General features: G+C 62.3%; 37 protein-coding genes and 1 tRNA gene. 30 read left to right on the forward strand and 8 right to left on the reverse strand.

Annotation, left to right across the window (positions count from 1 at the left end; genetic code table 11):
- The first annotated feature begins 5 nt into the window (after positions 1-5).
- From ACWIGI_RS28735 to ACWIGI_RS28770, 8 genes are all read left to right on the forward strand, one after another.
- Positions 6-359 (forward strand): hypothetical protein, encoded by a 354-nt coding sequence (locus ACWIGI_RS28735; RefSeq protein ID WP_454205614.1) that lies wholly within the window; start codon positions 6-8, stop codon positions 357-359.
- A complete protein-coding gene (locus ACWIGI_RS28740; protein ID WP_454205615.1) occupies positions 356-664 on the forward strand; it encodes a glutaredoxin family protein in 309 nt (102 codons plus the stop codon). The genes ACWIGI_RS28735 and ACWIGI_RS28740 overlap by 4 nt, the downstream gene beginning before the upstream one ends.
- Positions 657-1,034, forward strand: coding sequence for a hypothetical protein (locus tag ACWIGI_RS28745; RefSeq protein ID WP_454205616.1), 378 nt, complete (start codon positions 657-659; stop codon positions 1,032-1,034). The genes ACWIGI_RS28740 and ACWIGI_RS28745 overlap by 8 nt, the downstream gene beginning before the upstream one ends.
- The gene (locus ACWIGI_RS28750; protein ID WP_454205617.1) at positions 1,027-1,413 is read left to right on the forward strand and encodes a DUF4326 domain-containing protein; all 387 of its coding nucleotides are present in this window, start codon (positions 1,027-1,029) and stop codon (positions 1,411-1,413) included. Before ACWIGI_RS28745 ends, ACWIGI_RS28750 begins: the two co-directional genes overlap by 8 nt.
- Positions 1,334-1,501, forward strand: a complete 168-nt coding sequence (locus ACWIGI_RS28755) for a DUF4326 domain-containing protein (protein ID WP_454205618.1) — start codon at positions 1,334-1,336, stop codon at positions 1,499-1,501. Before ACWIGI_RS28750 ends, ACWIGI_RS28755 begins: the two co-directional genes overlap by 80 nt.
- 250 nt (positions 1,502-1,751) lie before the next feature.
- The gene (locus ACWIGI_RS28760; RefSeq protein ID WP_454205619.1) at positions 1,752-2,072 is read left to right on the forward strand and encodes a hypothetical protein; all 321 of its coding nucleotides are present in this window, start codon (positions 1,752-1,754) and stop codon (positions 2,070-2,072) included.
- Positions 2,073-2,085: 13 nt separating this feature from the next.
- On the forward strand, positions 2,086-2,271 hold the full coding sequence (locus tag ACWIGI_RS28765) for a hypothetical protein (protein ID WP_454205620.1): 186 nt from the start codon (positions 2,086-2,088) through the stop codon (positions 2,269-2,271).
- Positions 2,272-2,536: 265 nt separating this feature from the next.
- Positions 2,537-3,145, forward strand: a complete 609-nt coding sequence (locus tag ACWIGI_RS28770; protein WP_454205621.1) for a hypothetical protein — start codon at positions 2,537-2,539, stop codon at positions 3,143-3,145.
- Between the two features lie 18 nt (positions 3,146-3,163).
- Here the strand turns inward: ACWIGI_RS28770 and ACWIGI_RS28775 are convergent, their stop codons facing one another.
- On the reverse strand, positions 3,164-4,201 hold the full coding sequence (locus ACWIGI_RS28775) for a hypothetical protein (protein WP_454205622.1): 1,038 nt from the start codon (positions 4,199-4,201) through the stop codon (positions 3,164-3,166).
- 1,317 nt (positions 4,202-5,518) lie between these two features.
- On the opposite strand from ACWIGI_RS28775, the gene ACWIGI_RS28780 reads away from it, so the two are divergent.
- The 9 genes from ACWIGI_RS28780 (at position 5,519) to ACWIGI_RS28820 (ending at position 12,687) form a co-directional block, all read left to right on the forward strand.
- Positions 5,519-5,647, forward strand: coding sequence for a hypothetical protein (locus tag ACWIGI_RS28780; RefSeq protein WP_454205623.1), 129 nt, complete (start codon positions 5,519-5,521; stop codon positions 5,645-5,647).
- 2 nt (positions 5,648-5,649) lie between these two features.
- On the forward strand, positions 5,650-5,862 hold the full coding sequence (locus ACWIGI_RS28785; protein ID WP_454205624.1) for a hypothetical protein: 213 nt from the start codon (positions 5,650-5,652) through the stop codon (positions 5,860-5,862).
- 181 nt (positions 5,863-6,043) lie between these two features.
- Positions 6,044-6,700, forward strand: a complete 657-nt coding sequence (locus ACWIGI_RS28790; RefSeq protein ID WP_454205625.1) for a DUF7341 domain-containing protein — start codon at positions 6,044-6,046, stop codon at positions 6,698-6,700.
- Positions 6,701-6,763: 63 nt separating this feature from the next.
- On the forward strand, positions 6,764-8,395 hold the full coding sequence (locus tag ACWIGI_RS28795; protein WP_454205626.1) for a hypothetical protein: 1,632 nt from the start codon (positions 6,764-6,766) through the stop codon (positions 8,393-8,395).
- A gap of 270 nt (positions 8,396-8,665) precedes the next feature.
- Positions 8,666-9,349 carry a pyrophosphohydrolase domain-containing protein gene (locus tag ACWIGI_RS28800; RefSeq protein WP_454205627.1) on the forward strand — a complete coding sequence of 228 codons (684 nt, stop codon included), beginning with the start codon at positions 8,666-8,668 and terminating at the stop codon, positions 9,347-9,349.
- Positions 9,346-9,867 carry a hypothetical protein gene (locus ACWIGI_RS28805; protein WP_454205628.1) on the forward strand — a complete coding sequence of 174 codons (522 nt, stop codon included), beginning with the start codon at positions 9,346-9,348 and terminating at the stop codon, positions 9,865-9,867. The genes ACWIGI_RS28800 and ACWIGI_RS28805 overlap by 4 nt, the downstream gene beginning before the upstream one ends.
- A 252-nt stretch (positions 9,868-10,119) precedes the next feature.
- Complete coding sequence (locus ACWIGI_RS28810; protein ID WP_454205629.1) at positions 10,120-11,355, forward strand: IS256 family transposase; 1,236 nt, start codon at positions 10,120-10,122, stop codon at positions 11,353-11,355.
- Positions 11,356-12,048: 693 nt separating this feature from the next.
- Entirely contained in the window at positions 12,049-12,276 is a 228-nt protein-coding gene (locus ACWIGI_RS28815; protein WP_454205679.1) for a GIY-YIG nuclease family protein, read from the forward strand.
- Positions 12,277-12,616: 340 nt separating this feature from the next.
- Positions 12,617-12,687, forward strand: a tRNA-Trp gene (locus ACWIGI_RS28820).
- A gap of 18 nt (positions 12,688-12,705) precedes the next feature.
- On the opposite strand, the gene ACWIGI_RS28825 is transcribed toward ACWIGI_RS28820, so the two are convergent.
- Positions 12,706-13,476 (reverse strand): hypothetical protein, encoded by a 771-nt coding sequence (locus ACWIGI_RS28825; RefSeq protein WP_454205630.1) that lies wholly within the window; start codon positions 13,474-13,476, stop codon positions 12,706-12,708.
- A gap of 148 nt (positions 13,477-13,624) precedes the next feature.
- Between ACWIGI_RS28825 and ACWIGI_RS28830 the strand changes: the two genes are divergently transcribed.
- From ACWIGI_RS28830 to ACWIGI_RS28840, 3 genes are all read left to right on the forward strand, one after another.
- Positions 13,625-13,987: a hypothetical protein gene (locus tag ACWIGI_RS28830; protein WP_454205631.1), complete on the forward strand. Its 363-nt coding sequence runs from the start codon at positions 13,625-13,627 to the stop codon at positions 13,985-13,987.
- Positions 13,988-14,056: 69 nt separating this feature from the next.
- Positions 14,057-14,275: a hypothetical protein gene (locus ACWIGI_RS28835; protein WP_454205632.1), complete on the forward strand. Its 219-nt coding sequence runs from the start codon at positions 14,057-14,059 to the stop codon at positions 14,273-14,275.
- Between the two features lie 127 nt (positions 14,276-14,402).
- Complete coding sequence (locus ACWIGI_RS28840) at positions 14,403-14,582, forward strand: hypothetical protein (protein ID WP_454205633.1); 180 nt, start codon at positions 14,403-14,405, stop codon at positions 14,580-14,582.
- Positions 14,583-14,881: 299 nt separating this feature from the next.
- On the opposite strand, the gene ACWIGI_RS28845 is transcribed toward ACWIGI_RS28840, so the two are convergent.
- Entirely contained in the window at positions 14,882-15,646 is a 765-nt protein-coding gene (locus ACWIGI_RS28845) for a hypothetical protein (protein ID WP_454205634.1), read from the reverse strand.
- Positions 15,647-15,901: 255 nt separating this feature from the next.
- On the opposite strand from ACWIGI_RS28845, the gene ACWIGI_RS28850 reads away from it, so the two are divergent.
- The 5 genes from ACWIGI_RS28850 (at position 15,902) to ACWIGI_RS28870 (ending at position 19,182) form a co-directional block, all read left to right on the forward strand.
- Positions 15,902-16,093 carry a DUF7427 family protein gene (locus tag ACWIGI_RS28850; RefSeq protein WP_454205635.1) on the forward strand — a complete coding sequence of 64 codons (192 nt, stop codon included), beginning with the start codon at positions 15,902-15,904 and terminating at the stop codon, positions 16,091-16,093.
- A gap of 46 nt (positions 16,094-16,139) precedes the next feature.
- The gene (locus tag ACWIGI_RS28855) at positions 16,140-17,513 is read left to right on the forward strand and encodes a hypothetical protein (RefSeq protein WP_454205636.1); all 1,374 of its coding nucleotides are present in this window, start codon (positions 16,140-16,142) and stop codon (positions 17,511-17,513) included.
- A 46-nt stretch (positions 17,514-17,559) separates the two neighbouring features.
- Complete coding sequence (locus ACWIGI_RS28860; protein ID WP_454205637.1) at positions 17,560-17,865, forward strand: LtfC-like domain-containing protein; 306 nt, start codon at positions 17,560-17,562, stop codon at positions 17,863-17,865.
- A 67-nt stretch (positions 17,866-17,932) separates the two neighbouring features.
- Entirely contained in the window at positions 17,933-18,286 is a 354-nt protein-coding gene (locus ACWIGI_RS28865; protein WP_454205638.1) for a phage tail fiber protein, read from the forward strand.
- A complete protein-coding gene (locus ACWIGI_RS28870) occupies positions 18,286-19,182 on the forward strand; it encodes a hypothetical protein (protein WP_454205639.1) in 897 nt (298 codons plus the stop codon). Before ACWIGI_RS28865 ends, ACWIGI_RS28870 begins: the two co-directional genes overlap by 1 nt.
- Positions 19,183-19,254: 72 nt before the next feature.
- Here the strand turns inward: ACWIGI_RS28870 and ACWIGI_RS28875 are convergent, their stop codons facing one another.
- Positions 19,255-19,602 carry a helix-turn-helix domain-containing protein gene (locus ACWIGI_RS28875; protein WP_454205640.1) on the reverse strand — a complete coding sequence of 116 codons (348 nt, stop codon included), beginning with the start codon at positions 19,600-19,602 and terminating at the stop codon, positions 19,255-19,257.
- A gap of 84 nt (positions 19,603-19,686) precedes the next feature.
- Positions 19,687-20,034, reverse strand: coding sequence for a type II toxin-antitoxin system RelE/ParE family toxin (locus tag ACWIGI_RS28880; RefSeq protein ID WP_454205641.1), 348 nt, complete (start codon positions 20,032-20,034; stop codon positions 19,687-19,689).
- A 403-nt stretch (positions 20,035-20,437) separates the two neighbouring features.
- Between ACWIGI_RS28880 and ACWIGI_RS28885 the strand changes: the two genes are divergently transcribed.
- Both ACWIGI_RS28885 and ACWIGI_RS28890 read left to right on the forward strand, forming a co-directional pair.
- Positions 20,438-20,683, forward strand: coding sequence for a hypothetical protein (locus ACWIGI_RS28885; protein ID WP_454205642.1), 246 nt, complete (start codon positions 20,438-20,440; stop codon positions 20,681-20,683).
- Positions 20,684-20,844: 161 nt separating this feature from the next.
- Positions 20,845-21,243, forward strand: a complete 399-nt coding sequence (locus ACWIGI_RS28890) for a hypothetical protein (protein ID WP_454205643.1) — start codon at positions 20,845-20,847, stop codon at positions 21,241-21,243.
- Between the two features lie 48 nt (positions 21,244-21,291).
- On the opposite strand, the gene ACWIGI_RS28895 is transcribed toward ACWIGI_RS28890, so the two are convergent.
- On the reverse strand, positions 21,292-21,810 hold the full coding sequence (locus ACWIGI_RS28895) for a DUF4352 domain-containing protein (protein ID WP_454205644.1): 519 nt from the start codon (positions 21,808-21,810) through the stop codon (positions 21,292-21,294).
- A 658-nt stretch (positions 21,811-22,468) separates the two neighbouring features.
- Positions 22,469-22,792: a hypothetical protein gene (locus tag ACWIGI_RS28900; RefSeq protein WP_454205645.1), complete on the reverse strand. Its 324-nt coding sequence runs from the start codon at positions 22,790-22,792 to the stop codon at positions 22,469-22,471.
- A gap of 498 nt (positions 22,793-23,290) precedes the next feature.
- Between ACWIGI_RS28900 and ACWIGI_RS28905 the strand changes: the two genes are divergently transcribed.
- The 3 genes from ACWIGI_RS28905 to ACWIGI_RS28915 are packed head-to-tail and all read left to right on the forward strand — an operon-like array spanning position 23,291 to position 24,961.
- On the forward strand, positions 23,291-23,623 hold the full coding sequence (locus tag ACWIGI_RS28905; protein WP_454205646.1) for a hypothetical protein: 333 nt from the start codon (positions 23,291-23,293) through the stop codon (positions 23,621-23,623).
- Positions 23,604-24,122: a DUF6879 family protein gene (locus ACWIGI_RS28910; protein ID WP_454205647.1), complete on the forward strand. Its 519-nt coding sequence runs from the start codon at positions 23,604-23,606 to the stop codon at positions 24,120-24,122. Before ACWIGI_RS28905 ends, ACWIGI_RS28910 begins: the two co-directional genes overlap by 20 nt.
- Positions 24,119-24,961, forward strand: a complete 843-nt coding sequence (locus ACWIGI_RS28915; protein WP_454205648.1) for a helix-turn-helix domain-containing protein — start codon at positions 24,119-24,121, stop codon at positions 24,959-24,961. The genes ACWIGI_RS28910 and ACWIGI_RS28915 overlap by 4 nt, the downstream gene beginning before the upstream one ends.
- Here the strand turns inward: ACWIGI_RS28915 and ACWIGI_RS28920 are convergent.
- Complete coding sequence (locus ACWIGI_RS28920; RefSeq protein WP_454205649.1) at positions 24,955-25,317, reverse strand: hypothetical protein; 363 nt, start codon at positions 25,315-25,317, stop codon at positions 24,955-24,957. The two genes, ACWIGI_RS28915 and ACWIGI_RS28920, sit on opposite strands and share 7 nt — an antisense overlap.
- Between the last annotated feature and the right edge of the window lie 356 nt (positions 25,318-25,673).

A 25,673-nucleotide genomic window follows, 5' to 3' on the forward strand; every position in this document is an offset into this window, starting at 1 on the left:
GCGATGTGGGGGGCGATTCGAGCCCCGAAGACCTGTATTCGCTGATAGCAGACGGGGAGCTGATCGCGGAGGGCTTCGAGAAGCTCGCCGAACTCGACGATGACCCGACCACTGCCGCTGCGGTCATGCGTTGGGCGATCAACCGTCTGCCCACGATTCTCACCCGCTGGAAGAACCTGCGCGTGACCACGCAGCAGTACTACGCCGCCATCGACGCCCGACAGCAGCGGTACGCGCATGAGCATGACCTGTACCGCGGTGCGCTCCAGGACGCCGACCGCGCGCTCGACGACCTCGGTGTCACGAATCCGCCGCCGCGGTTCGTCGAAGCGCTTGCACTGGGGGCGATTCAGCGATGACCGCCTCGATTCATCCGCAGGCGCCGGCGGTCGTCTTGTACAGCAAGCGCGGTTGTGGCCAGTGCATCGCGACCGAGAAAGCCTTTGCCGCGCGTGGCATTCCGTTCGTGAAGGTCGATGTGACCCAGGACGCGAACGCTGCTGCGCGAGTGCGGGCCCTCAGCTATCAGTCGCTGCCGGTCGTTGTGGTCGGCGACATGCACTGGTCCGGCTTCCAACTCCCCAAGATCGACCAGCTTCTCACCGCGCTCCAGAACTGGGTGCCTAGCGCGCCCGTCGACCAGGACGGAATCAACCATGCCTGACCAGCCGATGACCACCTACCGCCGATTCATCGAGACCAACGACCATGAAGGCGAGGTCTGGAACTTCTGGCTCCAGGTCAACGGCAACATGGAAGCCCTCGCGATCCTCGACGATCACCTCACCATGCTCAACGACGAGCTGGCGGCCCATGACATTCCGGCATTCGTGTTGGAGGCGGACCAGATCGAAGGCCACGAGGTCGACCTGCTCGCTCGCTACGGGGAATGCGATTACATGCCCCAGCACAACAAGGTTGACGGGTCGCTGACCCTGCCGAACAGCTTCACCGCCATGGACGCCGAGGCTGTGACCGAACTGCTCTACAAGGGCGGCATCCGCGACCTGTTCAAGGCAGTGGCCAATGCCTGAACGCATCCAACGCCAACGCACCGCCGGCTGGCGCCTGCCCGAAGACGCTGTGTACGTGGGCCGGCCGACGAAATGGGGCAACCCGTTCACTGTCGGCGGGCACGCTGGTCTCGCGTGCGTGCCGGGAGCGATCACCGGTCAAGGCTGGGAGTACGAAGACCGGATCTCGGCTGCGGGCATGCGGCACGACTACTTCCACGGGGATGGCCGCGTCACGCTCTGCGAAATTCGCGACCTGAGCAGGGCTGAAGCTGTCGGGCTGTATCGCGAAGTTCTCACCCGCGAGTTCGTGCACCTTCGTGACCCGCGGTGGCATCGGATCGGAGCCCGGCAACCCGGTCACGATCGAGATCGTTCGCGCCGAACTCGCCGGGCGTGACCTCGCCTGCTGGTGCCCGCTCCACCTTCCCTGCCATGCGGATGTCCTCCTGGAGTTTGCCAACGCGGTGGAGGCGCCCAATGCCTGATCCCCATCAGTTCGGATCCGTTGTCGGACTCGATCTGTCACTCACCGCAACAGGATTCGCGTGCACCCACCCCGGCGATGCACGCGCATAGACCGCGCTCGTCGAATCCGAAGGCGCCAGATCCGCCACCTGGGATGACCGCTGGCAGAGACTCCGGAAACTCACCCGCGAGATCACCGACCTCATCCCCGACGACAACCCACTCATCGTCATCGAAGCACCCGCCTACGCCTCTACCACCGGCTCGGCCATGGACCGACACGGACTCTGGTGGCTGATCTACGACACCCTCGCCGAACAGGGCCACTGGGTGATCGCAGTCCCGCCCCCCAATCGAGCCAAATACGCCACCGGCCGAGGCAACGCGGGCAAAGACGCTGTACTTGCCGCCGCGGTGCGCCGCTATCCGGCCATCGACATCATCATCAACAACAACATCGCCGACGCTGTCATCTTGATGGCGATCGGCTGCCGACTCCTCGGAGAACCCATCGATGAACCTCTCCCAGCTACGAACCTGGCTGCCCTGGAACGACTCTGGCTCCCCGACGGGATCGCCCACGCGAGCTGAAACACGAGGAACCATGTCAACAGCCCGCCAATACCAGCTGATCTACAGCGACGACGACAGCGGCGAAATCGCCCTCATCGTCAGCCCGAGCGACTGGCGCTACTACATGGACCTGCTGCTTCAGGCCGGCTACCTGGTGCGTGTCGAGTCCCGCGTCGACCCGCATAGTCCATGGACCCAGATCGACGCTGCGGCATGACTAGCCAGAAGGAAGTCCGCGACCTACTTCGCCGTGCCCAAGCTGCGGGCTGGGAGTACGTCGGGCGCACCGGCAAGCACCGGCACCGACTTCGATGGCCGGCAACTGTGCAAGTCCTATCGGTGCCGTCGACGCCGAGCTTCCCGCTCTTCAACACGGAGTCCGATTTGGCCCGCATCTCCGGGCCGCTCAAGCCCAACCACGGCAAACGTAAACGTCACAACGATATTCAGGAGGCAGCATGAACCGCCGGGGGAGCGAACCCGTGGACGAGGCCAGCCAGTATCAGATGCGACAGTGGAGCGCTGTCATCTTCGGCTACCGCAGAGGCCGCGCCGAAACCGCGCAGAAATACGCGCGCGTGGTGGACCGGCTGCTCCGATCGCGTCGCACCTGGCAGTCGCGCACTCTCGAAGCCGACGCGCGCATGGAACGCCTGGTGGGCGACGTTGAGCTGATCCGAGCGAGGAACGGCCAGCTGACCGCGCTCACGAACACGTTGTGGACCTCGCGACAGAACTGGCAGTCGAAGGCGCTCACCGCGGGCAAAGCGACGAAAGAAGCTTCCGCGCAACCTGATCGCGTGACCCGCATCAATCGAGACCGGAACAAGTTCCTGTGGCAAGTGCTCTGGCCGTCACGCCGGCACTGGCAAGCGCGGGCGCTCAACGCAGAGCATCGCTTGCAGCTCGCTGAAGCTCTGTGCGGATTCGCGCAGTTGCGGGGAAACGCTGTTGACGCGCTCGTTCGAACCGACTGGGTGACGTTCGCGCTCGACCCGAACCTTTTCACGAAGCCCGAGGGCTGGGATGAGGTTTTCCCGGTATTGGAGAGGTCGATGAAGCAGGATGGAACGGAAGGGCTTTCCGTCTAGCGTGCGCGGGTGCCCCGGCTAGCAGTTCCCGGTGGGTGGGTTGATACCCGGCATCTGAAACTCCAGACGTGGGGCGCCACCACCGCTTCCCTTCGAGAGGACGATCGCGGTTCCCGCCTTCGGGGTCCATGTGCGAGGCACCAGCACCACCTGGTCCGCGGCCTGGATCACCAGCACTAGCCCCTCGTAGCGGTAAGTTGGCTTGGATTCGCTGGCACCAGGGGGGTTGGCGCAGACTGCTTCCCGCACTCCAGATCCTGCGATGGTCGCCGCGACTAGGTGGAGGCGACTCTCGGTGTATAGGTATGTCAGTGGTCGATCGTGCAGGGTCTCAGCAAACTGGATCGCACGCGCCCTACCGACTTCCTCCGCGTAGTCGTCAGCAGCCCAAAATGCGTTGAGCCCAATGACGATGATCAGAAATCCAGATTCGACCAAACCGGGCCGTTCGAACCGACGCCTATTCGTAGACACGTTCGGAATTAATCTATGCCTGTTTACCAGCCATGAGACAATCAGAACCCCGAGTATGAATGTTACGGGCGCCGCGGCAATTATCGTTCGGTTGATCGGCGTTGGTAGATTCAGCAGACCGGCCAATCCGTTTGCGACAAGGAGTATCGCAACCGCCAGTGGTACCCCGATGGCCGCCACTCGCCACAACCATGCGATTCGTGTGCGAAAGGCAGCCGGAATCGCGAGGGTAAGAACATGGGCGAGATGCCTCAGCGGCATTGGAACGATAGAGACCGATCGATGCCGAGCGAAGGTGTACGCCCATGCCGCGACCAGCCCGACAATTCCCACGAACCCCAGGGGAACGTACAGTGCATCAACGCTCCGCATTAAGAGCTCCTGTTGCGAGAAGCTGAGCACGCTGAGGTGTATGCCAAAGTAGTTGTAATAAGCAAAGGCGCGTGCCCAGCCGAAATAGAAGAGTAACGCTCCTACGAAAGCTGTCGGGGCCACGATTTCGCTAAAAATTGCGACGAGTCGCGATGAGTTGGAGGTTGACTCGGCCGTGCTAGTTCCAGGATCCGGGCTGGATTGGGTCATCTACCGGCTCGCTCTTTCGCTATTCAGGGCAGGATGCTTCTTGGGTTCCGGCGAAGATGGTCAGCCGTGATCCGCGGGGTACTCTTAACCCTCCGTCACTTGGTGGCTCTGTACGTGCTACCTGGCATTTACTCAGTGTAGGTTCGGTGTACTCGACGACGATGTCTAAGCAGGAATCGTCGCACCCTAGCGGCGAGGTATACCTTATGCACCTAATCATCTCGTTGACGCCTCCAGAGCAAACGATTACTCCGCTCAGCGCGCTGAGTTTTTCCCAGTTTGCGTAAGTCGCAATTGGTGCCACTTCAATCTCGCAGGGCTCGCGGGTTCCGGCGTAGATCACTACCTTGGCCCCTAAGTCTAGGCGTACTTCGCCTTGACTGCTATCCGGCACCATGCGAACTACGTCGCATGTGGTCGCCGTCGGATCGGTGTATTCAATCCCGATGTCCAGGCATTGGTATCCACATTGTTCGTCAATCGATTCTTCGAGGCAACGAACTAGTGCGGCTACGTCGTATTCCTCAGAGCATCTGGCGGTATCGTCGTCCCAGGGGCCTGACTGGCCCGCAACCAATGGGGGTAACACGACACTGTCGGGTTTTGATTTTACGCAACCTGAAGTGGTCGCTAGGGAAAGAATGAGAGCTAGAATTACACAGACGCGGGCAAACATTGGGTGATGCCTTCCCTCCCCTATGGCGCGGTCTCGATCCGAGACGGCTTTGAATATACGTGAGGTCCCGCGATCATGCAGCGTCTTTGTCGCGGTCCTATGACTGGCGCAGACGTTGATTCCCTTGCCGTACAGTCGATCCCGGTCAGAACGGACTTTCTCTGGGGCCAATCGCCCTGGTGGATGCCCCTCTTTGGGATGTCGTCTCCACTTCAGGTTGGCTGCTGGTCGGCATCCTGACTCTGCGGACCCCTCGCCGCCAGCGTTGGGCGCCGTCTCGTCCGCTGGGCCTGACGCCGCTGGCAAGGACGAGGTCGCAAGCTCTCAGGAGCCTTCGAGTTTGACTCCGCCGATATTCTGTGCTCAGCAGTGGCAAGGAGTCAGCAAATGCCCGATGATCGCGACGATTCGGCACCCGTGACCTCAGATCCTGACCTGCCCTGGGAGATCGACGAGGAGCACGAACCCGATGAACCGGATTGCAATTAGCTGTGCCGCACTGGCCGCTGTGGTGGTCGCCTGGGTTCTGGGCGCGCCGGCAATCCTCCGCTGGCTCCTCACCGGAGCCGAAGGAATCAACGATGCCTAAACCGCAAGCAGCCCAGCATATTTCCTGTGTATCGCATGGATGCGAGATCTGGGTGGGACCACCTCTGCCGCCCGAAGACATTCGCGCGCTGATGCAGGTCCACGCACTCATCCACAACAACCGGCCCATCACGCCCGCCAACCTCGGCTTCGGCAACGACGCAGGGCAATTCGAGGAGTGAGCATGATCGACGCCCTGACGCTGTTCGTTCTCGTCGCCATCCTCGCGTGCGGTGTGCTCGCCGTCTGGTACATGCGTCGCGCCGACCAATCACGACGGCCTCTGGGCGACTCGCAGAAGATCACGATGAAAGCCAGCGGATCCGCTGCGGACGTGGACAAGGCGCTACGGCGATATCAGGAGATGGTCCGCGCGTCCCACAGAGGCCGAAGGTGATCGACTCGGCAGATGGCGGCCGGATCGAAGGCCCGCCAGTCACATTGGACCTTGCGTGCGGATACACCTTGTCCGCGAACGAGCTGGCCCAGCTCGGAATGAGCGACCACATGCTGACGCTGCTGGAGCGACTCCAGTCTGAGGCGCAAGGTCCGGCGAGCAATGGAGGAGAAACCCGCCCTTGAGTGAGGCAACCAGCGAACTCGTCACCCTCGCGCACGCCGAGTTCGAAGCAGCCGTCCACGACCTCATCGGCCTGCGCCCCGACACCATCGACCGCGACGCCGGCCCCCAATGCATCGTGCGCGACAGCCTCTACACGGAACTCCTCGAAGCACGCCACGGCGAACGCATCGACGACACCCTCGTCCGGTCCGCGCCGACCTCCACCGCGCCTGGCTGGACCGACGCCATGTCCCTCGTCATCGCGATTGACAGGGAGGTTGGACGATGGTGGCTCACTCCGCTTCCCGAGTTCGCCGACCAGCCCATCACCGTCGCACGCCTCTACACGATGGTCGACTGGCCCTGGAGCCCACACGAACTCGGCGACCTCAAGCGATACACCAGGCAAGTCCAAGCCTGGGTGAACCGCGCGGGAGTACTGCTGCCCACCGCGGTCACGCACATGTGGGAACTGCGTGCTGCCTGCCCGGCCTGCGGGGAGAGCTCCACTGCGGCCGACGACGGCACGGGGGAGCGCGTCCGACGGTACGTGCTGCAGGCTGATCGGTCCTCCGCACGCTGTCTTGCGTGTGAGACGGTTTGGTCACCAGGGCGCTTCCTCGACCTTGCGAAGCTGATGGGCTGTTCCAATCCGCAAGGCGTGTTGGAGTAGGGCTCGGTGGCGGCGGCTGGCGAAGCAGCGGCAACTTTGAACAGTGCCCGTCATGCTTGAGTCGTGACCATCTGGGATGAGATACAGAAGTCCGACAACAGCGACGTCCCGCTTAGGCTCCACTACGCACTGCTACAGGCACAAGCGGGTTTTGGCTCTAGCCCCGGCCCGCGGGACGAGGAGATCGTTGCACTGCTGGCGGAGCAGCCTGCCTTGGCTAGGCGTGTCGTGAAAGTACTTGATGTCGATGCGAGCTTCCGAGAAGGCTTCTTCAGTTCGGGCCCCGCACTTCGCGTTCTTGGGAAGGCGCACCAATCAGGGCTAGAGCATGTACTGCTCTCGAATAGCGCAAATCTAAGTCAGAAGTTGAATGACACGCATCAATGTTTGCTGCTCATCTGGCGTGATCGGGTTGGTGATGATTACGGCACGATGCGTGTTGCTGCTGCGGTCGCAGAGGGTGTTGAAGCAGTGATGGATCGGCTAAGCAGCAACTATCTGCATCGGCAGCGCGTTCCACGCGATTTGAGCGAGCTAGGTTCAGGGACAGCCCATTTGGTTGCCTTGGCCATGTTATCGGCGGCCGAAGGGCACCGTCGACACAGGGCCTGGTCCTATGACCTCGATGCCGAAGGAGTTCGTGCTGCATTCCATGCGCTCGTCGCCAGGTCGGCTGTCCAATGGGCTTATGTTCTCCCATGGTTGCTTCAGATCCTCCCTGCCGACTGTGACGAACTGATTGACGGAACTATCCTCGCGTACGAACGTAATCCGTCTCGTGTTACCGCTGCGCTCGATAACGCTGTGAGACACCCGATTGAGCGAATTCAACTACGTGCCACAGGACTGAAGAGGTTCCTTGACAACAGCGACGGCAACGAGGTGCTTAGCGCCTACGCATCCATGTTGGCTCGGAGGATGGACCTCAGCTCTGTCTTTCCCCGGCCGCTCGGACAGCCAAGCTCGACATGGCTTTCGTCTCTGGATCTTGAAGCGAGCTTCGAGAACGCAGTACGAGCGGCGACCGATCGATTCGCGGAAGAGTTCATGGATTGGGCTCGGGCAGAAGAGGAGGGCCACGTAGCGAGGCTCATGACACGCATCCAAGCGCAACTGGAGCAACAAGCCAAGTTTCGATCCGCTGGCAGGCAAGAGAGCTCTGCTCCTGCGGGAGTTGTCGGTTCGTACCGACCAGTCCCGAAGTCCGAAGAAAAGAACGTGGGTGCGGATCTGGCGCTGGTCATATCGATTGAAGTTCATCAAAAGCTCAACCTGGAGTTCGCTGAGTTCGTTCAAGTGAAAAAATCGCACGAGACCACCACTCTGCTTTCCAACGAGCGCTGGAGAATCAGCGTTGCTCAGATCGAGGATGTTCTGCGCGCCAGCTCGACTGCCTCATACTGGTTGATCTGTGCAGACGGTTCGATATTGGTACTTCCGGCCAAGTTGGTTCAGGCCAAAGCGAATGCTCGTACCACCCATGGGAAGTCATTCACTCTGAAGTACGAGGACGTGCGGCATGCGGTGATCGATCTTCCCAATTACCTCACTCAATTAGCCGTTGGGGCATGGATTGGAAGCACGGATGCAAACACCGTCCGATTGGCCCGGGGAAACGGCGAGTTCACAAGAGCAAGGGCAGTATTCGAGATGAAAGTAACCTACAGTCCGCTGGACGAGCGGTTCGAACGGTAGCCGAGTAGCGCTGGTCGCTGGAGCGGCGCGCGTAGCCGGTGAGATCTGAGCATTGACCGCGTTGGACAACGGATCTGCGTGGCGCGTCGTTGGCCAAGTGCAGCTGAAGCGCGTGCTCGTCGGTCACCTCCGTTGCCGATGGGGCGAGCAGCTCACCGGCACCGGTAACGCGAACGCAGTCACGGTCCTGGATGCAGACTCGATGCCCGCAAACGACAACGTCATGGTCGTTGGCCTACATGGATTGCGTAGTGTATAGACCATTGAGTAGTGTGCACGCGATATTGTCGTGGTAGAACCATACTCGCCAGCAATCATTCACCATGCCGGGGTAAGCGCATTACAATCTGGACCGACGTAGCCGAATTCAACCGCGCCTTCGACATCGAGATGTGTGATGCACCGGGCTGGCCTGCCGACGCCGACGTAGCCCTCGCGCTGCGACTCATCGAAGAAGAAGTCGCCGAGCTTCATTACGCACTCGTCGCTCGCGACATGGTCGAGACCGCGGACGGCATCGTCGACGTCATCTACGTCACCGTGGGTCTCGGGCTACGCATCGGCTGCATCCCGATCAAACTTCGGCGCGTCGGATTGCTGAGAGACTTCCGCGGTCCCGCAACATGGGACGCCTACGACGACATCATGGGCGACCGAATGCCCGTCGACCTGGAGGTGTTCCGTGAATGCCTCGCTGATGCCGCCCACGAACGCCACCTCGCACTGACCGAGGCATACATCGCCACCCTCGTCAGCGCCTGCCTCGCACTCGCCGCGGCACTCAACCTGCCGCTGAAGACGCTGTGGAATGAAGTCCACGCCAACAACATGAGCAAACTCGTCGACGGGCGCGTGCTTCGAGACGCCGGCGGAAAAGTGCCCAAACCCGAAGGCCGGGCACCACCCGACATCCGCAGCGTCCTCGAACGACACGGATGGCGAGTTGCGGCATGAGCGACGACTACGTGACCGTCGATATCGGGCTACCGCTGCCGCTGGATGTGTCAGCGACGCTGATGAAAACGATCGGCACCGTCTACCCCGGCGCGATGATCGACACCAACCCACACGGGTATGGGCGCGAGATGCTGCGGATGCGCATCCCCAACGACGACCGCTATCGGAACGAGGCTGCGCGCGTGGAGATCCGGGCCGCGAAACAACACCTGGAAACCGAACGCGACGAAATCCTCACCGGCGTCCGCGAGGGCATCTCGGTCGCGACACCCAAAGAGATCAAGTATCAAGTCGGGCTCCTCGCCACCCGCATGTTCGCCGACAACCCCGGCGCAGTGAACTACCTCGAAATGGAGATGCAGGTCGGCGACCCGGATACGGGGGAGCAGTTCGTGCTCACCGTGCAGCGGAAGGCTGGCAAGTCCGCGCATCAGCTGCGGGTCGAAGCCGAGGCTGAAGTCGCTCGCCTCCGCGCGCACATTTCCCGGCTGGAGCCTGGTCGTGCGGGATCGTAACCCGTGCTGCGGCTATTGCTTTCGGTGCAAGAAGGTCGCCTACTACACGCGCAAAGACGCGCGCCGCGTGTGCAGGCGACGATTCCCCGCCGAGCACCCGTCGGCTTACCCGTGCCTGCGGGGGTTGCGTCCATCAGAGTGGTGTAGGAGCTCGTAGCTCGGCCAGTGAGGCCGATCCCCAGACATGAGGGTGGTCACCGCGTGATTCTTCAAGAGACCGACCAAAGTCACTGAAGAAAGAAAGACCACGCGATGACCGATATTCAGCGTATAGACCCCGGCGCTGTGCTGTCCGAGCAACTGGCCGCTACCAGCCCTGACCTGCTGCGGGAGCTGCTGTCCACCTTCATCCACACGTTGATGAGCGCCGAGGCCGACACCGTCTGTGGTGCCGGCTACGGCGAACGCAGCGGCGACCGCGTCAACTCACGCAACGGCTACCGCCACCGCGACTTCGACACCCGTGTCGGCACCATCGACGTCGCGATCCCCAAACTCCGATCCGGTTCGTATTTTCCGGACTGGCTCCTCGAGCGCCGCAAACGCGCCGAACGAGCCCTCACCAGCGTGGTCGCGACCTGCTACCTCCTGGGGGTCTCGACCCGGCGGATGGAGAAACTCGTCGAATCCCTCGGCGTCACCAGTCTTTCCAAATCTCAGGTGTCGATGATGGCCCGCGACCTCGACACCCAGGTCGACGCGTTCCGCACCCGCCCCCTCGATCAAGGCCCCTACACCCTCGTCGCCGCCGACGCCCTCGTGCTCAAAGTCCGTGAGAACGGGCGCGTGGTCAACGTCCACGCCCTGATCGCCACGGGCGTCAACACAGACGGCTACCGCGAAATCCTCGGCCTCCAAGTCACATCCGGAGAAGACGGCGCCGGATGGCTCGCGTTCTTCCGCGACCTGGTCGCCCGCGGGCTGACCGGGGTCCAGCTCGTGACCTCCGACGCGCACGCCGGCCTGGTCGCCGCGGTCGGAGCGACCCTGCCGGGCGCGTCCTGGCAGCGTTGCCGCACCCACTACACCGTCAACCTGATGAGCGTTTGCCCGAAATCCTCGTGGCCTTGGGTCCGCACCCTGCTGCATTCGGTGTTCGATCAAGCCGACACCGAATCGTTTGCCGCTCAATACGATCGAATGCTCGACGCCCTGGCCGAGAAACTCCCGAAAGTCGCCGACCACCTCGACAATGCTCGCGCGGATCTACTGGCGTTCACCGACTTCCCGAAACAGATCTGGCGTCAGATCTGGTCGAACAACCCCCAGGAACGCCTGAACAAGGAAATACGCCGCCGCACCGACGTGGTCGGGATCTTCCCCGACCGCGGCTCGATCATCCGCCTGGTCGGGGCGGTCCTGGCCGAACAACACGACGAATGGATCGAGGGCCGCCGCTATCTCGGCCTCGATGTCCTGGCCCGCTCCCGCGGCCAAGCCACCCCCGACGAACAGGAGGACACCGCACCCGCAGAACTCACCGCCTGACCCACACCCCGGATCATGCGGTGACCACCCCAGCTACACCACGCATTTGGACTTGACCCTGCGGGGCCACGGATGGCACGCCGGCCACCTACCTCCAGCAGTCCTCTCCGGGGCTGCAACACGATCCGAGATCTACGGCGCGGTCGCAGCCTGACAACTGCGGTTCGGCAGCATAGCCCGAACCCGGGTTGCGGTCGCCGATAGACCGAGTCACCAGCGAATTCTGTTTCGGGAGTAGATATTTCAATCGAATCGGTAATGCCCGGTTATGTGTCCGGCCGTGGTCGCCAGCGAGACGCAGCGCACGATTTCGAACGTTCACACTGTGGTCAGCCAGGCTGCGACGAAACGGTCGCCGAGGCGTTCGTGTCCGACGTACGACTGTGCACATTTCACTGGCGTACAGCCATTCGCGACTTCAATCTCGCCGCCGAAACGTTGAGGGCGCACGACCTGGACCGCAGCTCATCGCTGGGGGCCGCGGCGCCGAAAGGTGCCGGACGGATCGTCTGGCCATGCCCGGAGTCCGGAGGTCGCGACACCGTATGGCTTGACCCACGCGGCAGCATCGCGCGGTGTACGGACTGCCCCCACACGCGGGATGAGATGGCCTTTCGTGCTGAGATGGAGCGGGCGTACCTGTTCCGTTGCGCGCGAAAGGAAGTGGTGTAGTATATCCTGTTCGGAACGTATCTGAAGATCGGGACGTCTACGAATCTCGCGCTGCGATTGGCGAATCTCCCCTACGACGAGTTGCGTGCGGTGGAGTTGGGTGGCCGGCGGCTTGAGTCAGCTCGGCATCAGCGGTTTCGGCCGTACCGGCACACGGGGGAGTGGTTCCACCTCGCGCCCGAGTTGGTTGATCATGTGGAGCTGATGCGTACGAGTGGCGCATGGGCGCGGGCCGCGCGCGCAGCGTAATTCTGCGGTTTAGTGACCTAAATCACATTGATGGACTTTGTGCAGGTGGGGGTGGGTCGGGCCTCGCGAGAACGCCATATAACCGGTGAAATCCAATTGAGCAGTTAGGCAAATGGGGCAATCTGTGGTCGTATGGGTTCGGGACATCATGCCCAGATCCGGTCGGCGTCCCGACTGAGGGGCATTGGATGGTTCCGGCCTGTGGAGGCCAGCCGGTCTTGAAAACCGGAGGCAGGCATCGTGTCCTGGGGGTTCGACTCCTCAACCCTCCGCGTTCCTGCGGTTCCTGTGCAGACCACCTGGCGGTGACGGCCCGCGACTCGGCGCGTAATCCGAGCAGATGCCCGAGCTGGTGGCAGCGGCTCCGTCTCCAAAACGGAAGATCAGCAGGTTCGACTCCTGCCGGGCGTGCGAGCCCAGCCCGACTGGCTACGTTGGAGTCGGATCAGGCGGTTGTGCCTCGGCGACTGCTTCTGCGGCACGCTGGATCACGATCCGACCCGCCTCCTGGGCGCGCCCTCGATGCTTCGCTCCTGCAACTACGTAGTAGGCCGCGAGCAGTCCGAGCACGATCGCTGCGGCTATCTCAAAGCCGGCCACAAACTGCATCCAACCATTGAAATGGTTTGCCTCGGTATGCCATACGAGGATGAACCCCCGGACGTCGAGAACGACAGCAAACCCGAGAACGATGAGCATGGCCAGAACGTAGTAGAACCTCATCACGCGGCCGTGGCGCTTGTTCGCAAGGCTGTCGTTGAAGAAGGTTTCGGTCGAGTGAAGGCCGAGCGCCGCGAGCCGAAGGTCTTTGAGGATCTCGGAACTGAACTGGTGTTGCAGCATCTTGGGTTTGTTGATGAGCAAGGGCTGTGCCGGCGCGAACGCATCGAGGCTGAAGTGGAGTAGCCGTTCGAGCGTCATCGCCGATGTTGCGCGGATGCCCTGTACGAAGCTGTGAACGGTGTAGGTCAGCAGTAGCAGTAGTGCAGGGATTGGAGCTGCGAGCACGGCGAAGGGCGACGGGGGCGGTTCCCTGGCAACAAGCGTTGTCACGACGCCGACGTAGGCAAGCATTGCAGCGACTTGAGCAAATCCGGCGGACATCAACGATGCGCCGTCCGATCGCTCCGACGCGTACATGCCGAGAAGGACCTTCAGCGCGTCCTCATCGATTGCCTTAGGGCGAGGAGCCTCTTCCATACCGACAGTGTGATGTAGGGCAGGAAGTCTGGTGCACGAGCATGACGAACGTGGCGCAATTCCGCTACGCCCTAAGAGTTCCGTTGTACGCCAAACAAACAGTTGTTCGGATGGAGACTCCGGCAACAACTTTCAACCCGGAGTCTGCATGAAGCTCAGTCACCTCTTCCTCCTGCCTGACACTGGCTGGACCAAGTTCTATCTCCCGACTGGCTCGCGAATCATCGCGATCGAACAGTCCGGCAGTCTGCCCGACTCGGTCACGGTCATCGCCGAGACGAAGGACGATCCGACACCAACCGCTGAGGGCTGGTTCGTGGTCGACGAGTACCTCGCTTCGTTCGCTGGCTGGCCTGGCTTCGAAGAGGATCTTCCCGCGGCGCGCTTCATCCCCTACTTCGACAGCGCGGATGGTGTCTGGGTGTGTCGTGTCGGGCGGACGCTGATCAAGTTCTATACCGAAGGCGTGCAACCTGTTCCGTTGAACAACGCGTACACGCCGACGGTGTGATTGTTCATCCTTCGGCCCTGTTCACGAGAATTGAACGCCGCGAATTGCTGAACCTCGCTAGGAGTCCTCGTGTCGTTCACCGTTCGCGCTGAAGATCTTGAGCTGCCTCCTCCAGCCCTGGACTCCGTGGTCCAGGCGGAGATGCTCGACGCCTATTCGCGTGAGCGCACGCGAGAACTCGGCAGTTTGCTCGGTCAGCAGGCCGTGTTCGTCGACCGCGATGGCACGCATTGGCTGCTCGGTGCGAACCACGCCGCAGACATCGAGTTGACGCGACCCGCCGGCTAACGCACCCATCCACCGCATCTCACGCCAGGAGCATCATGGATCTCGCGGCACTCGTCCGTATCCTGTTCTACCATCAGCCGATCCGCACCCTCGAAGCGCGTTTCGTGCCACCGATCGGAGTCATCGAATGGTGAACGTCGCCGAAACCGTCAGTGCCACAGTGCGCGAGGTCGTGAATCAGCTCGCCATCGGCCTGCAAATGCCCGCAGAGCTGACCGGCATCGTCGACCGGGCATTGCGGCCCTGCTACGAGGATGTCGCTGCCGCCTACTTCTTTGCGCAGCATCCTGCACTCTTCAGCAAGTAGCGCCCTGAACTGCAGTTTTCTCTTTCAGATGTGAACGGAGGCGCTGTGGCGATGATGGTTCCGCCGAACTGCCGGTACGGCTGCTGCGAACCTGACCCGCACGGAATCGCCCGCGCCCGCGAGAAACGATCATGGCGCGACTGGGCAGACGAGTACGAGTCAGACCCGCAGATCGAAAGCGACCTGTGCTGGAACGACAACCTCGACTGCCCGTGCTTCGACAACTGCTGCAGCGCAACCAAATCCCGAGCGCCGGGTGTCCCTCGTGGCTCTTCCCGCAGCGGTGCAGACAGTTGCGGTTAGGGGATGCCGGCCTTAGCAAGGGCCTCAACCACTTCGCTAACCCGCTCGTGTACGCGACGTAACCCATCGACGATCACAATATGCTCGGAGGTATGGGGGATGTTGATGACCGGTTCGGTGTAGAGGTACTGCCGGTAGACGAACTCCATCTCGGTCGCCCGTTGCGGCGACTTAACCCGGAGGCGGCTAATAATGTCCCCTTGGGTGAGCTTTTCGAAGTCGTAGACCTCTTCATGAGTGATCTCGTACTCTTCAGTCTTGGCGACCAGGAGTCCGGCGTTGAAACTGTTTGCGACGAGCAGTTGGCGATGCTTGTCCTCGTTGACCAACTCGTTAAGCACCCCTAATGGATCGAGATCCGGCGAATCGCTTGCTCGTGGTTGGTAGGAGTCGATGAGTGCAGTAACCGCAGGGCTGAAGATATCGAAGGTTTGTGGCCGTCCCCGCCGGTCATGAAAGGTCTTCAGGATAGGAAACTGTCGCGAATGAGGAAACACCGAATGATCTAGTGCGGCGCGCATGTTCGTCAGAGCATCACCAGCGACCAGTCCCCAGTCGTCCGGCACCTCGGCTGGTGCGATGCCGTCGATGACGACCTCGATGTCGACCTCGCCAATGTGCGTGCGACTCGGTTCCCAGAACAGCTTTACGTTGAGTCGGTTGCTGTTGACGAACTCGTCGATCTGAGCGGCGAGGTTGTTGATATGGATCTCGGCGCGCGCCAGTTTGTGCCGTGCGCTAACGACCCCTGTGATCGGCATCGATCAATCGTATTCGGGCATGCTCCCTTGTCCAGCGGATTTCTTGGCCTGGACGAAATCAAGCTTTGCTGCGCGTATGGCGCAGCGCGACCTCAACTTTCGAGGTAACGCAGTGGTAGTGGCGGTGCTGCCCAGAGAACACCTACCCGCAGATTTCGCCACCACCCTCGTGCCCCATTCGGCACCGGGGCCGCCCACCCACACGGGTAGCAGGGCATCTAGGTGGCGCGAGGTCGCGCGCAGCACCCCTCCCGAGTGCGCCGACTCCTCACTGACGCGTGCGCGCGTGGCATGCGCACTCACCCCGCGCTCACCCGCGCCGCGATCCTGGTGACCTCCGCGCACCTGCTGGGCGTTCTGCCCTCCGCAGTGGACCCCTTCACCCTGACCGCGTGCACTGCGCGGCATTTCCGGCTAGCCCCGGTGGCAGCCGTCCCCACCACCTGATCACGGATCGGCCAGGAGCCGCCGCGCATCCTGGAGGTCCCGCCAAATGGCACGCAAGAAAACCACCCCCGTCGAAACCCTGGTCGAGACGCAGCAGAAACGCAATCACGCTCTGTCACTGCGGCTCTCAGGCAAATCGCAGCAGCAGATCGCCGACGAAATGAAGGTCCACAAGTCCACGGTGTCGCTGTGGCTCAAGGACGCAATCGCTGACATCGCCCGCGAGAACGCAGAAGAGTATCTGCAGTTGGAACTCGCTCGCCTCGATGTCATGTTCGAGTCGATCTGGCGGCGAACCGCGGCGCCGAGAAACGATGAAGAGCGCAAAGGCCAGACCTGGCTGATCGACCGCGCACTCGCCATCATGGACCAGCGTGCCAAGCTCACCGGCACCTACAAGGCCGCCGACCTCAAAGCCGTCGCCGAAGCCAAAAGGCAACGTGGGCGACGACGCGATCTCGATGGTCGACTCGCTCCTCACCGCGCTCGACACCTACGCCAAGGGCAAAGCCGCCCAAGACCACGACGACGAGTCCGCGGTCGACCCCGAGGCAGCGTGACGGCGCCCTTGCCGATGTCGCCCAAACAGCTCGACTCGATCATCGGCGCGACCAAAGCGGCCATCACGATCTGGACCGGCGCGATCCGCTCCGGCAAGACGATCGCCTGCATTCTGGCGTTCTTCCTCGGCGTTGCACGCGCCCCTGCGGCCGGCATCATCCTCATCATCGGCTGCACCTTGCAGACGATCGAACGCAACATCATCGAGCCGATGCAAGACGGGGCCATCTACGGCCCCCTTGCGCGGCAAGTGCACCACACCAGAGGCTCATCAACCGCGGTGATCCTGGGCCGCACAGTGCATTTGATCGGCGCCAACGACGTCGGCGCTGAAGCGAAGATCCGCGGCCTCACTGCCTACCTGGCGATGGTCGACGGCTGGTCCCAATACGGCTCTGCCGCAGGCATTGTCAGCAACACCTACGGCTCCACCGGCTCCGGCACCGCGGCGATCATCCGGGACACAGGTGTCACGCACGGCACGCAGCGGGTCGAGGCAGTGGTCGTATCGCCGAGCGGGTCTGCGGACTGCAGCCTGGTCGTGAGATCGACCTCGAATGGGTCCGAGTCGCTTGTCGCCAATTTTTACAGCGGCGGCATCTACATCGCGAAACTCTCCGGCGGCCTCGACACCGGAACCATGGCGGACTACCAGTACACCGCGGCGACTGTTCCCAATGGCGCGCTTCTCGCGTTCTCGACGAGTGGTGAATACGCCTGGGTGGAGATCAACGGCGTCACCGTGCTCAAGACCTTCCTCAACGGCACCCATGCCGGAGACGCCTCGCACGCATGGGCGGGCATTCGCGTTCGCCAGGGCTCGGGGTCGTGGAACGACGCGCGCGTCCTGACCACCTGATCGCAACGGTCTCGGCCTCACCACACACTCAATCAAGGCGCGGCCCATGGCAATCGGCAATCAGCCAATCATCGAGACCTTGCTGCTCAAACGCGGCCAGGACCTCATTCATGACATCGATCTTCCCGCCGGCGAGACCTTTCCGCCGTCGACCACGGTCACTCTCATCGTCTACGACCTCGCGGACACCGTCCTCGCGACCTGGACGGCGAGTGTCTCGACCAGTACCGCGAGTTGGGATGTCGCGTCCACGGTGACTGACACCATCCCGCTTCCCGCGAAGTTCGCGATCTTCGTCCACTACTCCGACGGCGCCGACTTCCGCTGGTACGAGGGCTCAGTCGCCCGCTAGTCGCGGACTCCATTCTCTCCCAACGTGTTTCGCGGCGGCTTCTGCCTGCCGTTAGGAGGCCATTGCTGTGGCTATCACAATCGCGACCACCAGGCAGGTACTCGCCGACGCCTTCAAGACCCTCACCGGCGCGTCCACCGTCTATGTCTCACTGCACACCGCCGACCCGACCACGGTCGGCAATAACGAGGCCACCGGCGGCAGCTACGCCCGCGTCCTGGGCACCTGGTCTAGCGGCTCCGGCGGCGTTCTGACCATGGCAGAGTTGACGTTCAACGCGCCGAACGGCACGTTCACCCACGTCGGACTCTGGTCGGCGTCGACCTCGGGCACCTTCTACGACAAGTGCGCCCTGTCGCCGAATATCACCTTGGCCTCGTCGGGCACCATCAAGGTCACTCCCAGCTTCACCCTGAGCTGATGACCGAGCTGCCGCGCGGAACGCGCTGGACAGCCAAAGCACCCGGCCGCAGCATCACCTCGACAGGCCTGCCCCGCGGCACTCGCCTCGTTGTCCCATCGCGAATGCTGTACACGCCGCCACCTCTCGCAGCCTTCACCAGCGTCGGAACTCTCGCTGCGGCAGGCGCGCCTGCAGTTGCGGCTGCGTTCGCCGGTTCCGGGACCCTGTCGGCAACTGCTGTCCCGGTCGCCACAGCTGCATTCTCCGGCGCTGGCGCGCTGCTGGCGATCAGTGAATGGCGTGCTGCGGCAGGTTTCACCGGTGCCGGTGCACTCGCCGCGACTGGTTCACCGCAGGCGACTGGCGTGTACTCGGGTGCTGGAACCCTCACCGCGACTGCCTATCCGGTCGCGACCGCGGCATTCACTGGCGCCGGCACAGTGGCCGCGACGGGGTATCCGCAGGCGACCGCTGCGTTCTCTGGTGCTGGAACCCTGGCCGCGACCGCGGCGACGTTCACTCGGTCCGGGATGAACAGGAATGGCAACTACACCGTGCCGACGAGCAATGCTGTGGTGCCGAGCTGGACTGCGGACCCCGGCCGTGCGGGTTCGACTGTGTCGGGCAACGGCGTGGTCGCGAACGGGACCAAGCCCGGCGCGGAACTGCTAGCCCGGCTGAACGTCACGAACTTGAACTTCGGCTCGTACACGATCACTCTGCGGCTGATGCTGGACGGAGTTCAGAAGGCCACCGCGCCGACGAGCATCGCTTCAACTGCCACACAGGATGTCACCTTGTCCGTCAACGCTGACGTGACCTCGGGACAGATCTTGACTGTGGAGGCCGTCGCAAGTGCGGGCGCCAACCTCCGAGTCAACGGAGGCACGGTCAGCTACGTGCGCATCAACTGACAGCCCTCGCGAACACGAACCGCCCCGACCTGCCCGGTCGGGGCGGTTTTCGTGCGTCTGAAGCCAACCTGGTCAGCAGGTTGCGCGGTGCTTGTGGGATTGGTGTGCGTCTTCGGATGCGGAGTGTTCTTGTTCGTGGATCCGCATTTCGACGGTTAATCCGACCTTCGCGGCGAGGTTGACGAGCACGTCCAGGGAGAACTTGCTCAGTTTGCCGTTTTTGAGATCGGAGATGCGTGGCTGCGTGACGCCGAGGTTGGCTGCAGCGACGGTCTGTGACCAGTCGAATTCGTCGATTCGTTTGCCTATGGCTCGGATCAGCTGTGCCCGAGCCTTGAGGTTCTCGGCTTCGGCTGGTGTGTCCGCGATGGCATCGAAGACTGATGTGTACTCCAGGGAGCGCTGTGTTGACTGGTCCATAGTGTGTGCCTCGCCCTATAGGGGATGGTGGATGCTTGCTGCGTGCTGGGCGTACGCGTGCAGTTGGTAGACGGATGTGTGATTCTAGGCTTCGAGTACGGCCGTCTTGTATCGCTGTTGACCTGTGGTGATGGCGTTTTTTGGTGTGGTGTTCGATTTTTTCTGGAAGGCGTGCAGGATACAGACCTTGCCTTCGAGTTCCGCTACGTAGAACACTCGAAACCAGCCATCGTTTGCTGTGATGCGGATCTCCCTGACACCTTGCCCGATGTTGGGCATCGGCTTGGAGCTGGGGGGTGTGGCACCGACTTGGACGAGGTGTATGTGGTAGCCGGCGTCCTGTTTGGCGTCGTCAGGGAAGTCGCGTAGTTCATCTAGGGATCTGCCGATGAACTTCACGGGCTTCGGCTTGTCGTCCTGATCCAGCGTCACGCTATCACTATACACAATTTTATATAGTCCCTGTATAGGGTTCCTCTAGCGCTCCTCTAGCGCTCCTCCGGGGCCCCGTTCGGTGTCGAGCGGTGCGGATTCGGTTGAGAGCGGTTCGGTGGGAACCTCTCTGGCTGGCGAGACGGCGCGGTGGGACGCCCCCATCGATCTGACCTGCGGGTTTTGGTCGCGTTTCAAACGCGACCACTCCGAACTTGACTCGGATGGGTTTGCGAGCGGCAGCTTTCCAGGGGAGTTTGGGTTGGAAACTCCCCTCCAGTGCGAGCTCGTTTGGGGACGTTCATCTTGAACGTCTCAAACCTCGAACGGCGTCGGAACGGCGCTGACACGGGCTGCGATCGGGTAGTGCGATGGCTTCAGCGTGAGACGCTCGCTTATGTCTGTGACTGATAGGAATCTGCCGGACTCATATGCCCTCGACAAGATCGCGAGCTGGTACTTCACTCAGGTTCGCGACACCGATCACATGTTCCTGGTGACCATGGCCGCTCTCAAAACGCTCGTCTCGGGCGTGCTGGAGCCCGTGCTGCAGATTGCAGAGGAAGGCGCCCAACGCTGGGACCTCCGCGTGACTCTCACTGATGCCGCACGCAACACCTGGGAACAGCGCGTAAAGCCGGCCGCCTGACACAGGGCTTGGTCGGATTTGAAATCCGACCAAGCCTGACCAGCAACTTTACGGGATCCCGTACAAAGTCAGCCGCCTTCGAACGCTCTTGAATCCTCGGCCCCGCGTGATGGGCCACGAACCGTCACGCGGGGCTTTCTCATACCCATTGGAGCCTCGCCATGCTCAACTCCATGCCCTCGAACATCCTCGTCTGCGGCCAGACGGGGGAGCCCGAACGGTCGTGGCTGTACCGCCACGAACCGACCTACGTCAGTGCCGACCTCGACGGCTTCCTCGCTGGCCTCGGGGTTCGTATTCGAAAGCCGATCGGGCACATTCACTTCCGTCGCGACCCCGACGGCCGCATCTGGCACGAAGTCGGCCGACTCACCATCCACCCGCACACCAAAGCCGTCGAGGTTTACCCACGGCGAAGCCTGACCGAAACCGAGATGGCAGTGCTCTGCGGCGCCGGCGCGAACGCCGTCCTCACCGACCCCACCTACCTGAACGGCTGGGCGATGGTTGCACGCCGACGCGAAGTCGTCTGGGAGAGCAGGGTTTACCTGTCGAACTGACAGCCAACTGCGGCCTCATCCTCCCGAGTGAGGCCGCAGTTGGTTCGACTACTTCAAGGCAACCTTGGCGCCGCCGGAGAAGCCCGAGTCATGGAACTCCATTGTCTTCGGCACCGTACCGATCGGAACATCAAAGAACACGACGCGTTCGACCGAGAACCCCGGGTTGAGATCTTCGGAGTATGTCCCATTGTTCGGAATGGGATCGAACAAGCTGTTCCCGGCCGTGAACTCGCGCCCCTGGTCGTCGATGAGCTTCTGGTCGCTGGGGGAGAAGGACCGCTGCTCCTTGCCTGTGTTCGTGACTTTGACGTGAACCAGGATGAATTCACCCTTGGCGACCTCATGAGACAAGCCGGACCCGAGTTCCTTCGCGCCTTGCTCGAACTTTGTGATGGCGAACTCGAATTGTCCGTCGCGTACGGCACTCCCGGCCTTCGCAGCGCCGTTGCGCCCGTTGGAGCTTTCGCCGGTGAGCGCGCTCAGGGCGCCTCCGCCGCACATGAGCAGCACGACCGCGACAATGATCCACGGCCACACGTTGGTCTTCTTCGGTGGTGGACGCATGGGGTATTGCTGAGGGTGCCGGTACTGCTGTGGGTGTTGGTATTGCGGCGGGTATCCGTGGGGCTGTTGTGGCTGGAATGGCTGCTGTGGCCCCGTTGGTGGGTAGTTCACGGTTCCCCAAGGCTTGTGCGGGTTTTCGGCAGCTTAGCGTGTGGTGGCTCGCTGGTAACTGACATTGCGTGCCACCGTGGCCTATTCGGGACGCGTCCAGCCGGCAGCACGCAGTCGCGCTTCGACGAACTCTGGGTGGTGTGCGAGGAGTGCGTCGATGAGGTGTTCGATGTGGATCTCGCTGGCGCCGGCGTTGTTCGCGATTGTGAAGGATTGCTCGAACAGGGCTTGCACTTTCGAGCTGGGCAGGATGACGCGTTGAGAGGGCTGTCCGGAACTGTGGGGCGGATTCACGGGCTGTCCAATCGGGTCGAGGTACGTGCACCACGATCGGTTCATTGACGGGCGAATAGTCCTATTTGTCGCGTTGAATGGGCTGTGGTGAACATGGCAGCGCCCCAGGCGCGGTTGCGAATCCTGGGGCGCTGCACATCCCGAAGTCAGGGCCCTCGGGAGGGCGTCGAGCTAGCGGCGACGTACGCGCACGCTGTCCTGGCCGTCGTCGTCCTTGTTGAAGGGCTCGTTCCAGTTGTCGCCGGCCTGGCCGTTAGGGCCCGGTTCGTTGATCGAGAGCATCGTTCACACCTCCTTCCGGAAGCCTGTAGGTTCCCCAGTTCGGGCCTGTGCCGATTCGATCGAATCCGTTCCGACCGACCTCGCGCCGCCCGCGGAGGGTCGCCTTCCACAGCGGCTCCTGCTCGTGGCGCACGATGGCGGTGGCGAAGCCCCAGCGTTGAAGCCCGCCGCAGACAGCGAGACGAACCTCGTCCCTGCTGAGACCGGTCTTCTCCTGAAGTTCTGCCACCGTCAGCAAGTCGTCCGGTGGATCGGCGAGCCAGAGCGCTTCGAGCACCTTGGCGTCGTTGTTCATCACGCACACCCCCTCGCGGAGGAGTACTCGGCGTAGGCCGGTCTGCTGATCGCGCGTCGGCCGCGGTCGGTCGATCGCCACCTCGCAGGGCCTTGCGGGGTGGACAACGCGAGCCCGGAGCTCTTCAGCCCCAGTAGCGCTCGGCGGATGGAGGTCTCCGATATTCCGGTGGTGCGGGTCAGGTCCCGCACCGTCACTGCCTCGATGACGCTCGAACGCGGCAGTGCGGCTAGGACTTTCGCTTGGTGTTCGGTCAACGCCATATCAGCGCCCCTCGTCGTCTCGTCGTCTGTGTCGTCGTCGATGGCGGCTCGGGGCGGGACGACGATCCGACCCCGAGCGGCCTGAAATGAAGGTACGAAAGTCGGCTGCGGACTACGCCAGGAATATGCTCTGAAATGCTCGCATTAACGGGATACTGCACGCTGTGTCCAGTTGCCAGGCATACTTTTTGGGGCGTGAGGAATCTCGCGCATACTCCCGATTGGAGAACTTCCGATGCGACTGAACTTCCTCGGCAAGGCCGGATCGCAAGGCGGCGGATGCCCTTCGCTCTACCTCAGTGACCGAGAAACCTACGTCGTGCAGGGCTGGCAGACACCCATCCCTACGATGATCGAGATCCCGCACTCGCTCTTGGGTTTCACGGACCCGGACACCTTCATCGGCGCTTCGATGACCGACACCGGCCGAGGAACCTTCACCCTGGAAGGTGCCGCGGTCGCCGATCGTGAAACGCTGGCGCAGATGGACATCTACCCTGGCGAAACATGCGTTGAGGTTCCGAAGGTGGGAAGGACGTACTACGGCGATGCTGTTAGTGCAGGGTGAGGCGTTCGACGAACTCTTCCGCAACGCCGAGCACGAGGCGTTCCACCTGGAGGTCCAGGACTCCTACGAGACCCCGGAGGAATCGACACCGTTCCGCCAGTTCCTGAACAACGAGCCCGACGACTACTCGTGGCTGCAGGACTGGTTGGAGCTTGTCGCCGAAACCACCAGTCGAGGCGTCAGTGTGCAGCGAGCGAGAGTGATCAGCCTGCCGCACACCGACTACGTTCGCTGGTCACTGACCGTCTCAGCGGAGAACACCCGTGCCGGCGAAGAAATCCGCTATCTCCCAAGGGATCACATCGACCCGGTCGAGCTCAACACGGACGACTGGTGGTTGTTCGACGGGAAGACGTTGGCGTTCACGGTGTTCGAACCAGGTGGCCGCTGGGCTGGAGCCGCCGTGACGACCGACCCCCGCATCGTCGACTACGCGCGAACGGTACGCGACCAGGTCTGGTCCAAGGCGATCCCGTGGCCGGAATACAGCCGTAGGTGACGAGTTCACTCAACCAAGCCAAGGAAGCTCTCGGAGGCCGCCTCCGAGAGCTTCGCCTTGATGCCGGCCTAACAGGCGTGGAGTTGGCGCGTCGTGCGGGCTGGCACCAGTCGAAGGTGTCGAAGATCGAGTACGGCAAGACGATGCCCGCAGACGCCGACGTGCGCGCATGGTGCAGCATCACCGAATCGGAGAACCAGCTCGCGGACATAATCGCGACACTGCGGAACATCGAGGCCGCGTATCTCGAATGGCGCCGAGTTCTCGCGCTGGGAACCAAACGTCGGCAGCAGGCGTCGGTCAAGCTCGAAAGCGAGACCGCACTCATGCGCTGGTTCGAGCCGTTCGTGGTCCCTGGCTTGCTGCAGACAGCCGAGTACGCGGAGGAGATACTCCGCAATGTCATTGCCTTCTACGGGACCACCAACGACCTGGACGAGGGCGTCTCGAAACGTATGGAGCGCCAACAGGTCCTGTATCGGCGCAAGCACCGCTTCCGCTTCGTCATGGCCGAGCAGGTCTTGTACACGACCGTCGGCGACGACCAGGTCATGATCGGTCAGCTCGATCGGCTCTTGGCCGTATCGACCATGTCCCGCGTCTCGATCGGGATCGTGCCAACCGGCGCCCGCTACAGGGTGCCGGTCACCAATTTCATCATGTTCGACGATCGTCAAGTGATGGTCGAGAACATCACTGCTGAACTGACGATCACGCAACCACGCGAGATTGCTCTGTACGAGAAGGTCTTTGAGACGGTTTCCAGCCAAGCGGCTACTAGAGACGATGCGCGCGACCTGATCAGACGTGCGCTCGGTGTTCGTATGGCGAGTCAGTAGCGGTCGTCCATGTCGGCGAAGGCGGGGCTGTCCCACGGGCTTCCGTCGTCGAGGTCGTCCTCATCGTCCAGGTCGGCGTCCTCATCGTCTTCTCGCGCGTAGAGCCTCACGAGTGCGTCGTCGAGGTCTGGCGCGGCACCGTAGAGGCCGGTGGCGTATCGGATGACGCCGCTGACGTCGGGGTAGGCGAGCAGTTCCAGGGCGGCGGCGACTTCGGTGACGGTAGGGCTGGGGTCGATGCCGTGGCGTACCGCGGACCACACATCCGCGGGCGCGAATTCGCCGGCGTGTTCTTCGTCGGCGAGCGCTAGGAGGATCAGGGAGGCGATGACACTGCCGCGGCCTGGTTCGGTCATGTGTCCTCGTTTCGGGGTGTGATGGCGCGCTGGGAGCACCATTGGGTGATTTGGACGGTGCCCGCGCCGGTTGGGGGTTTCGAGGGTGCAGCTGATGAGCCCGACCCAGTCTCCGTTGTTGGCGCGTGCCCAGGCGTGGAGGTGTCCGTGGACGCGTCCGGAGAGGTTGAGCCCGCCGGCGCGGACTCCGAGTGAGAGTTCGTTGGCGCCGAAGACGGGGGAGTGGGTGGGGATGGCGGTGCCGAGGTCGACGAACACGGGTCGGGGTGTTTTCACCTCGCGGCGGAGGCGGTCAGCGTCGGGCCAGTGTTCGAACATAGTTGCGAATGATAGCCCGGCTTGTTTGACCCGCTAAC

It is taken from the genome of Nocardia sp. NPDC055321, assembly GCF_053645575.1.

What these genes read in the sequence shown, in the direction of transcription:
- ACWIGI_RS28740 (WP_454205615.1), top strand. Translation starts at nt 356, where the DNA reads ATGACCGCCTCGATTCATCCGCAGGCGCCGGCGGTCGTCTTGTACAGC.
- ACWIGI_RS28745 (WP_454205616.1), top strand. Translation starts at nt 657, where the DNA reads ATGCCTGACCAGCCGATGACCACCTACCGCCGATTCATCGAGACCAAC.
- ACWIGI_RS28750 (WP_454205617.1), top strand. Translation starts at nt 1,027, where the DNA reads ATGCCTGAACGCATCCAACGCCAACGCACCGCCGGCTGGCGCCTGCCC.
- ACWIGI_RS28760 (WP_454205619.1), top strand. Translation starts at nt 1,752, where the DNA reads ATGGACCGACACGGACTCTGGTGGCTGATCTACGACACCCTCGCCGAA.
- ACWIGI_RS28765 (WP_454205620.1), top strand. Translation starts at nt 2,086, where the DNA reads ATGTCAACAGCCCGCCAATACCAGCTGATCTACAGCGACGACGACAGC.
- ACWIGI_RS28775 (WP_454205622.1), bottom strand. Translation starts at nt 4,201, where the DNA reads ATGACCCAATCCAGCCCGGATCCTGGAACTAGCACGGCCGAGTCAACC.
- ACWIGI_RS28785 (WP_454205624.1), top strand. Translation starts at nt 5,650, where the DNA reads ATGATCGACGCCCTGACGCTGTTCGTTCTCGTCGCCATCCTCGCGTGC.
- ACWIGI_RS28805 (WP_454205628.1), top strand. Translation starts at nt 9,346, where the DNA reads ATGAGCGACGACTACGTGACCGTCGATATCGGGCTACCGCTGCCGCTG.
- ACWIGI_RS28810 (WP_454205629.1), top strand. Translation starts at nt 10,120, where the DNA reads ATGACCGATATTCAGCGTATAGACCCCGGCGCTGTGCTGTCCGAGCAA.
- ACWIGI_RS28825 (WP_454205630.1), bottom strand. Translation starts at nt 13,476, where the DNA reads ATGGAAGAGGCTCCTCGCCCTAAGGCAATCGATGAGGACGCGCTGAAG.
- ACWIGI_RS28830 (WP_454205631.1), top strand. Translation starts at nt 13,625, where the DNA reads ATGAAGCTCAGTCACCTCTTCCTCCTGCCTGACACTGGCTGGACCAAG.
- ACWIGI_RS28840 (WP_454205633.1), top strand. Translation starts at nt 14,403, where the DNA reads ATGGTGAACGTCGCCGAAACCGTCAGTGCCACAGTGCGCGAGGTCGTG.
- ACWIGI_RS28845 (WP_454205634.1), bottom strand. Translation starts at nt 15,646, where the DNA reads ATGCCGATCACAGGGGTCGTTAGCGCACGGCACAAACTGGCGCGCGCC.
- ACWIGI_RS28855 (WP_454205636.1), top strand. Translation starts at nt 16,140, where the DNA reads ATGGCACGCAAGAAAACCACCCCCGTCGAAACCCTGGTCGAGACGCAG.
- ACWIGI_RS28860 (WP_454205637.1), top strand. Translation starts at nt 17,560, where the DNA reads ATGGCAATCGGCAATCAGCCAATCATCGAGACCTTGCTGCTCAAACGC.
- ACWIGI_RS28870 (WP_454205639.1), top strand. Translation starts at nt 18,286, where the DNA reads ATGACCGAGCTGCCGCGCGGAACGCGCTGGACAGCCAAAGCACCCGGC.
- ACWIGI_RS28875 (WP_454205640.1), bottom strand. Translation starts at nt 19,602, where the DNA reads ATGGACCAGTCAACACAGCGCTCCCTGGAGTACACATCAGTCTTCGAT.
- ACWIGI_RS28890 (WP_454205643.1), top strand. Translation starts at nt 20,845, where the DNA reads ATGCTCAACTCCATGCCCTCGAACATCCTCGTCTGCGGCCAGACGGGG.
- ACWIGI_RS28895 (WP_454205644.1), bottom strand. Translation starts at nt 21,810, where the DNA reads ATGCGTCCACCACCGAAGAAGACCAACGTGTGGCCGTGGATCATTGTC.
- ACWIGI_RS28900 (WP_454205645.1), bottom strand. Translation starts at nt 22,792, where the DNA reads ATGAACAACGACGCCAAGGTGCTCGAAGCGCTCTGGCTCGCCGATCCA.
- ACWIGI_RS28905 (WP_454205646.1), top strand. Translation starts at nt 23,291, where the DNA reads ATGCGACTGAACTTCCTCGGCAAGGCCGGATCGCAAGGCGGCGGATGC.
- ACWIGI_RS28910 (WP_454205647.1), top strand. Translation starts at nt 23,604, where the DNA reads ATGCTGTTAGTGCAGGGTGAGGCGTTCGACGAACTCTTCCGCAACGCC.
- ACWIGI_RS28920 (WP_454205649.1), bottom strand. Translation starts at nt 25,317, where the DNA reads ATGACCGAACCAGGCCGCGGCAGTGTCATCGCCTCCCTGATCCTCCTA.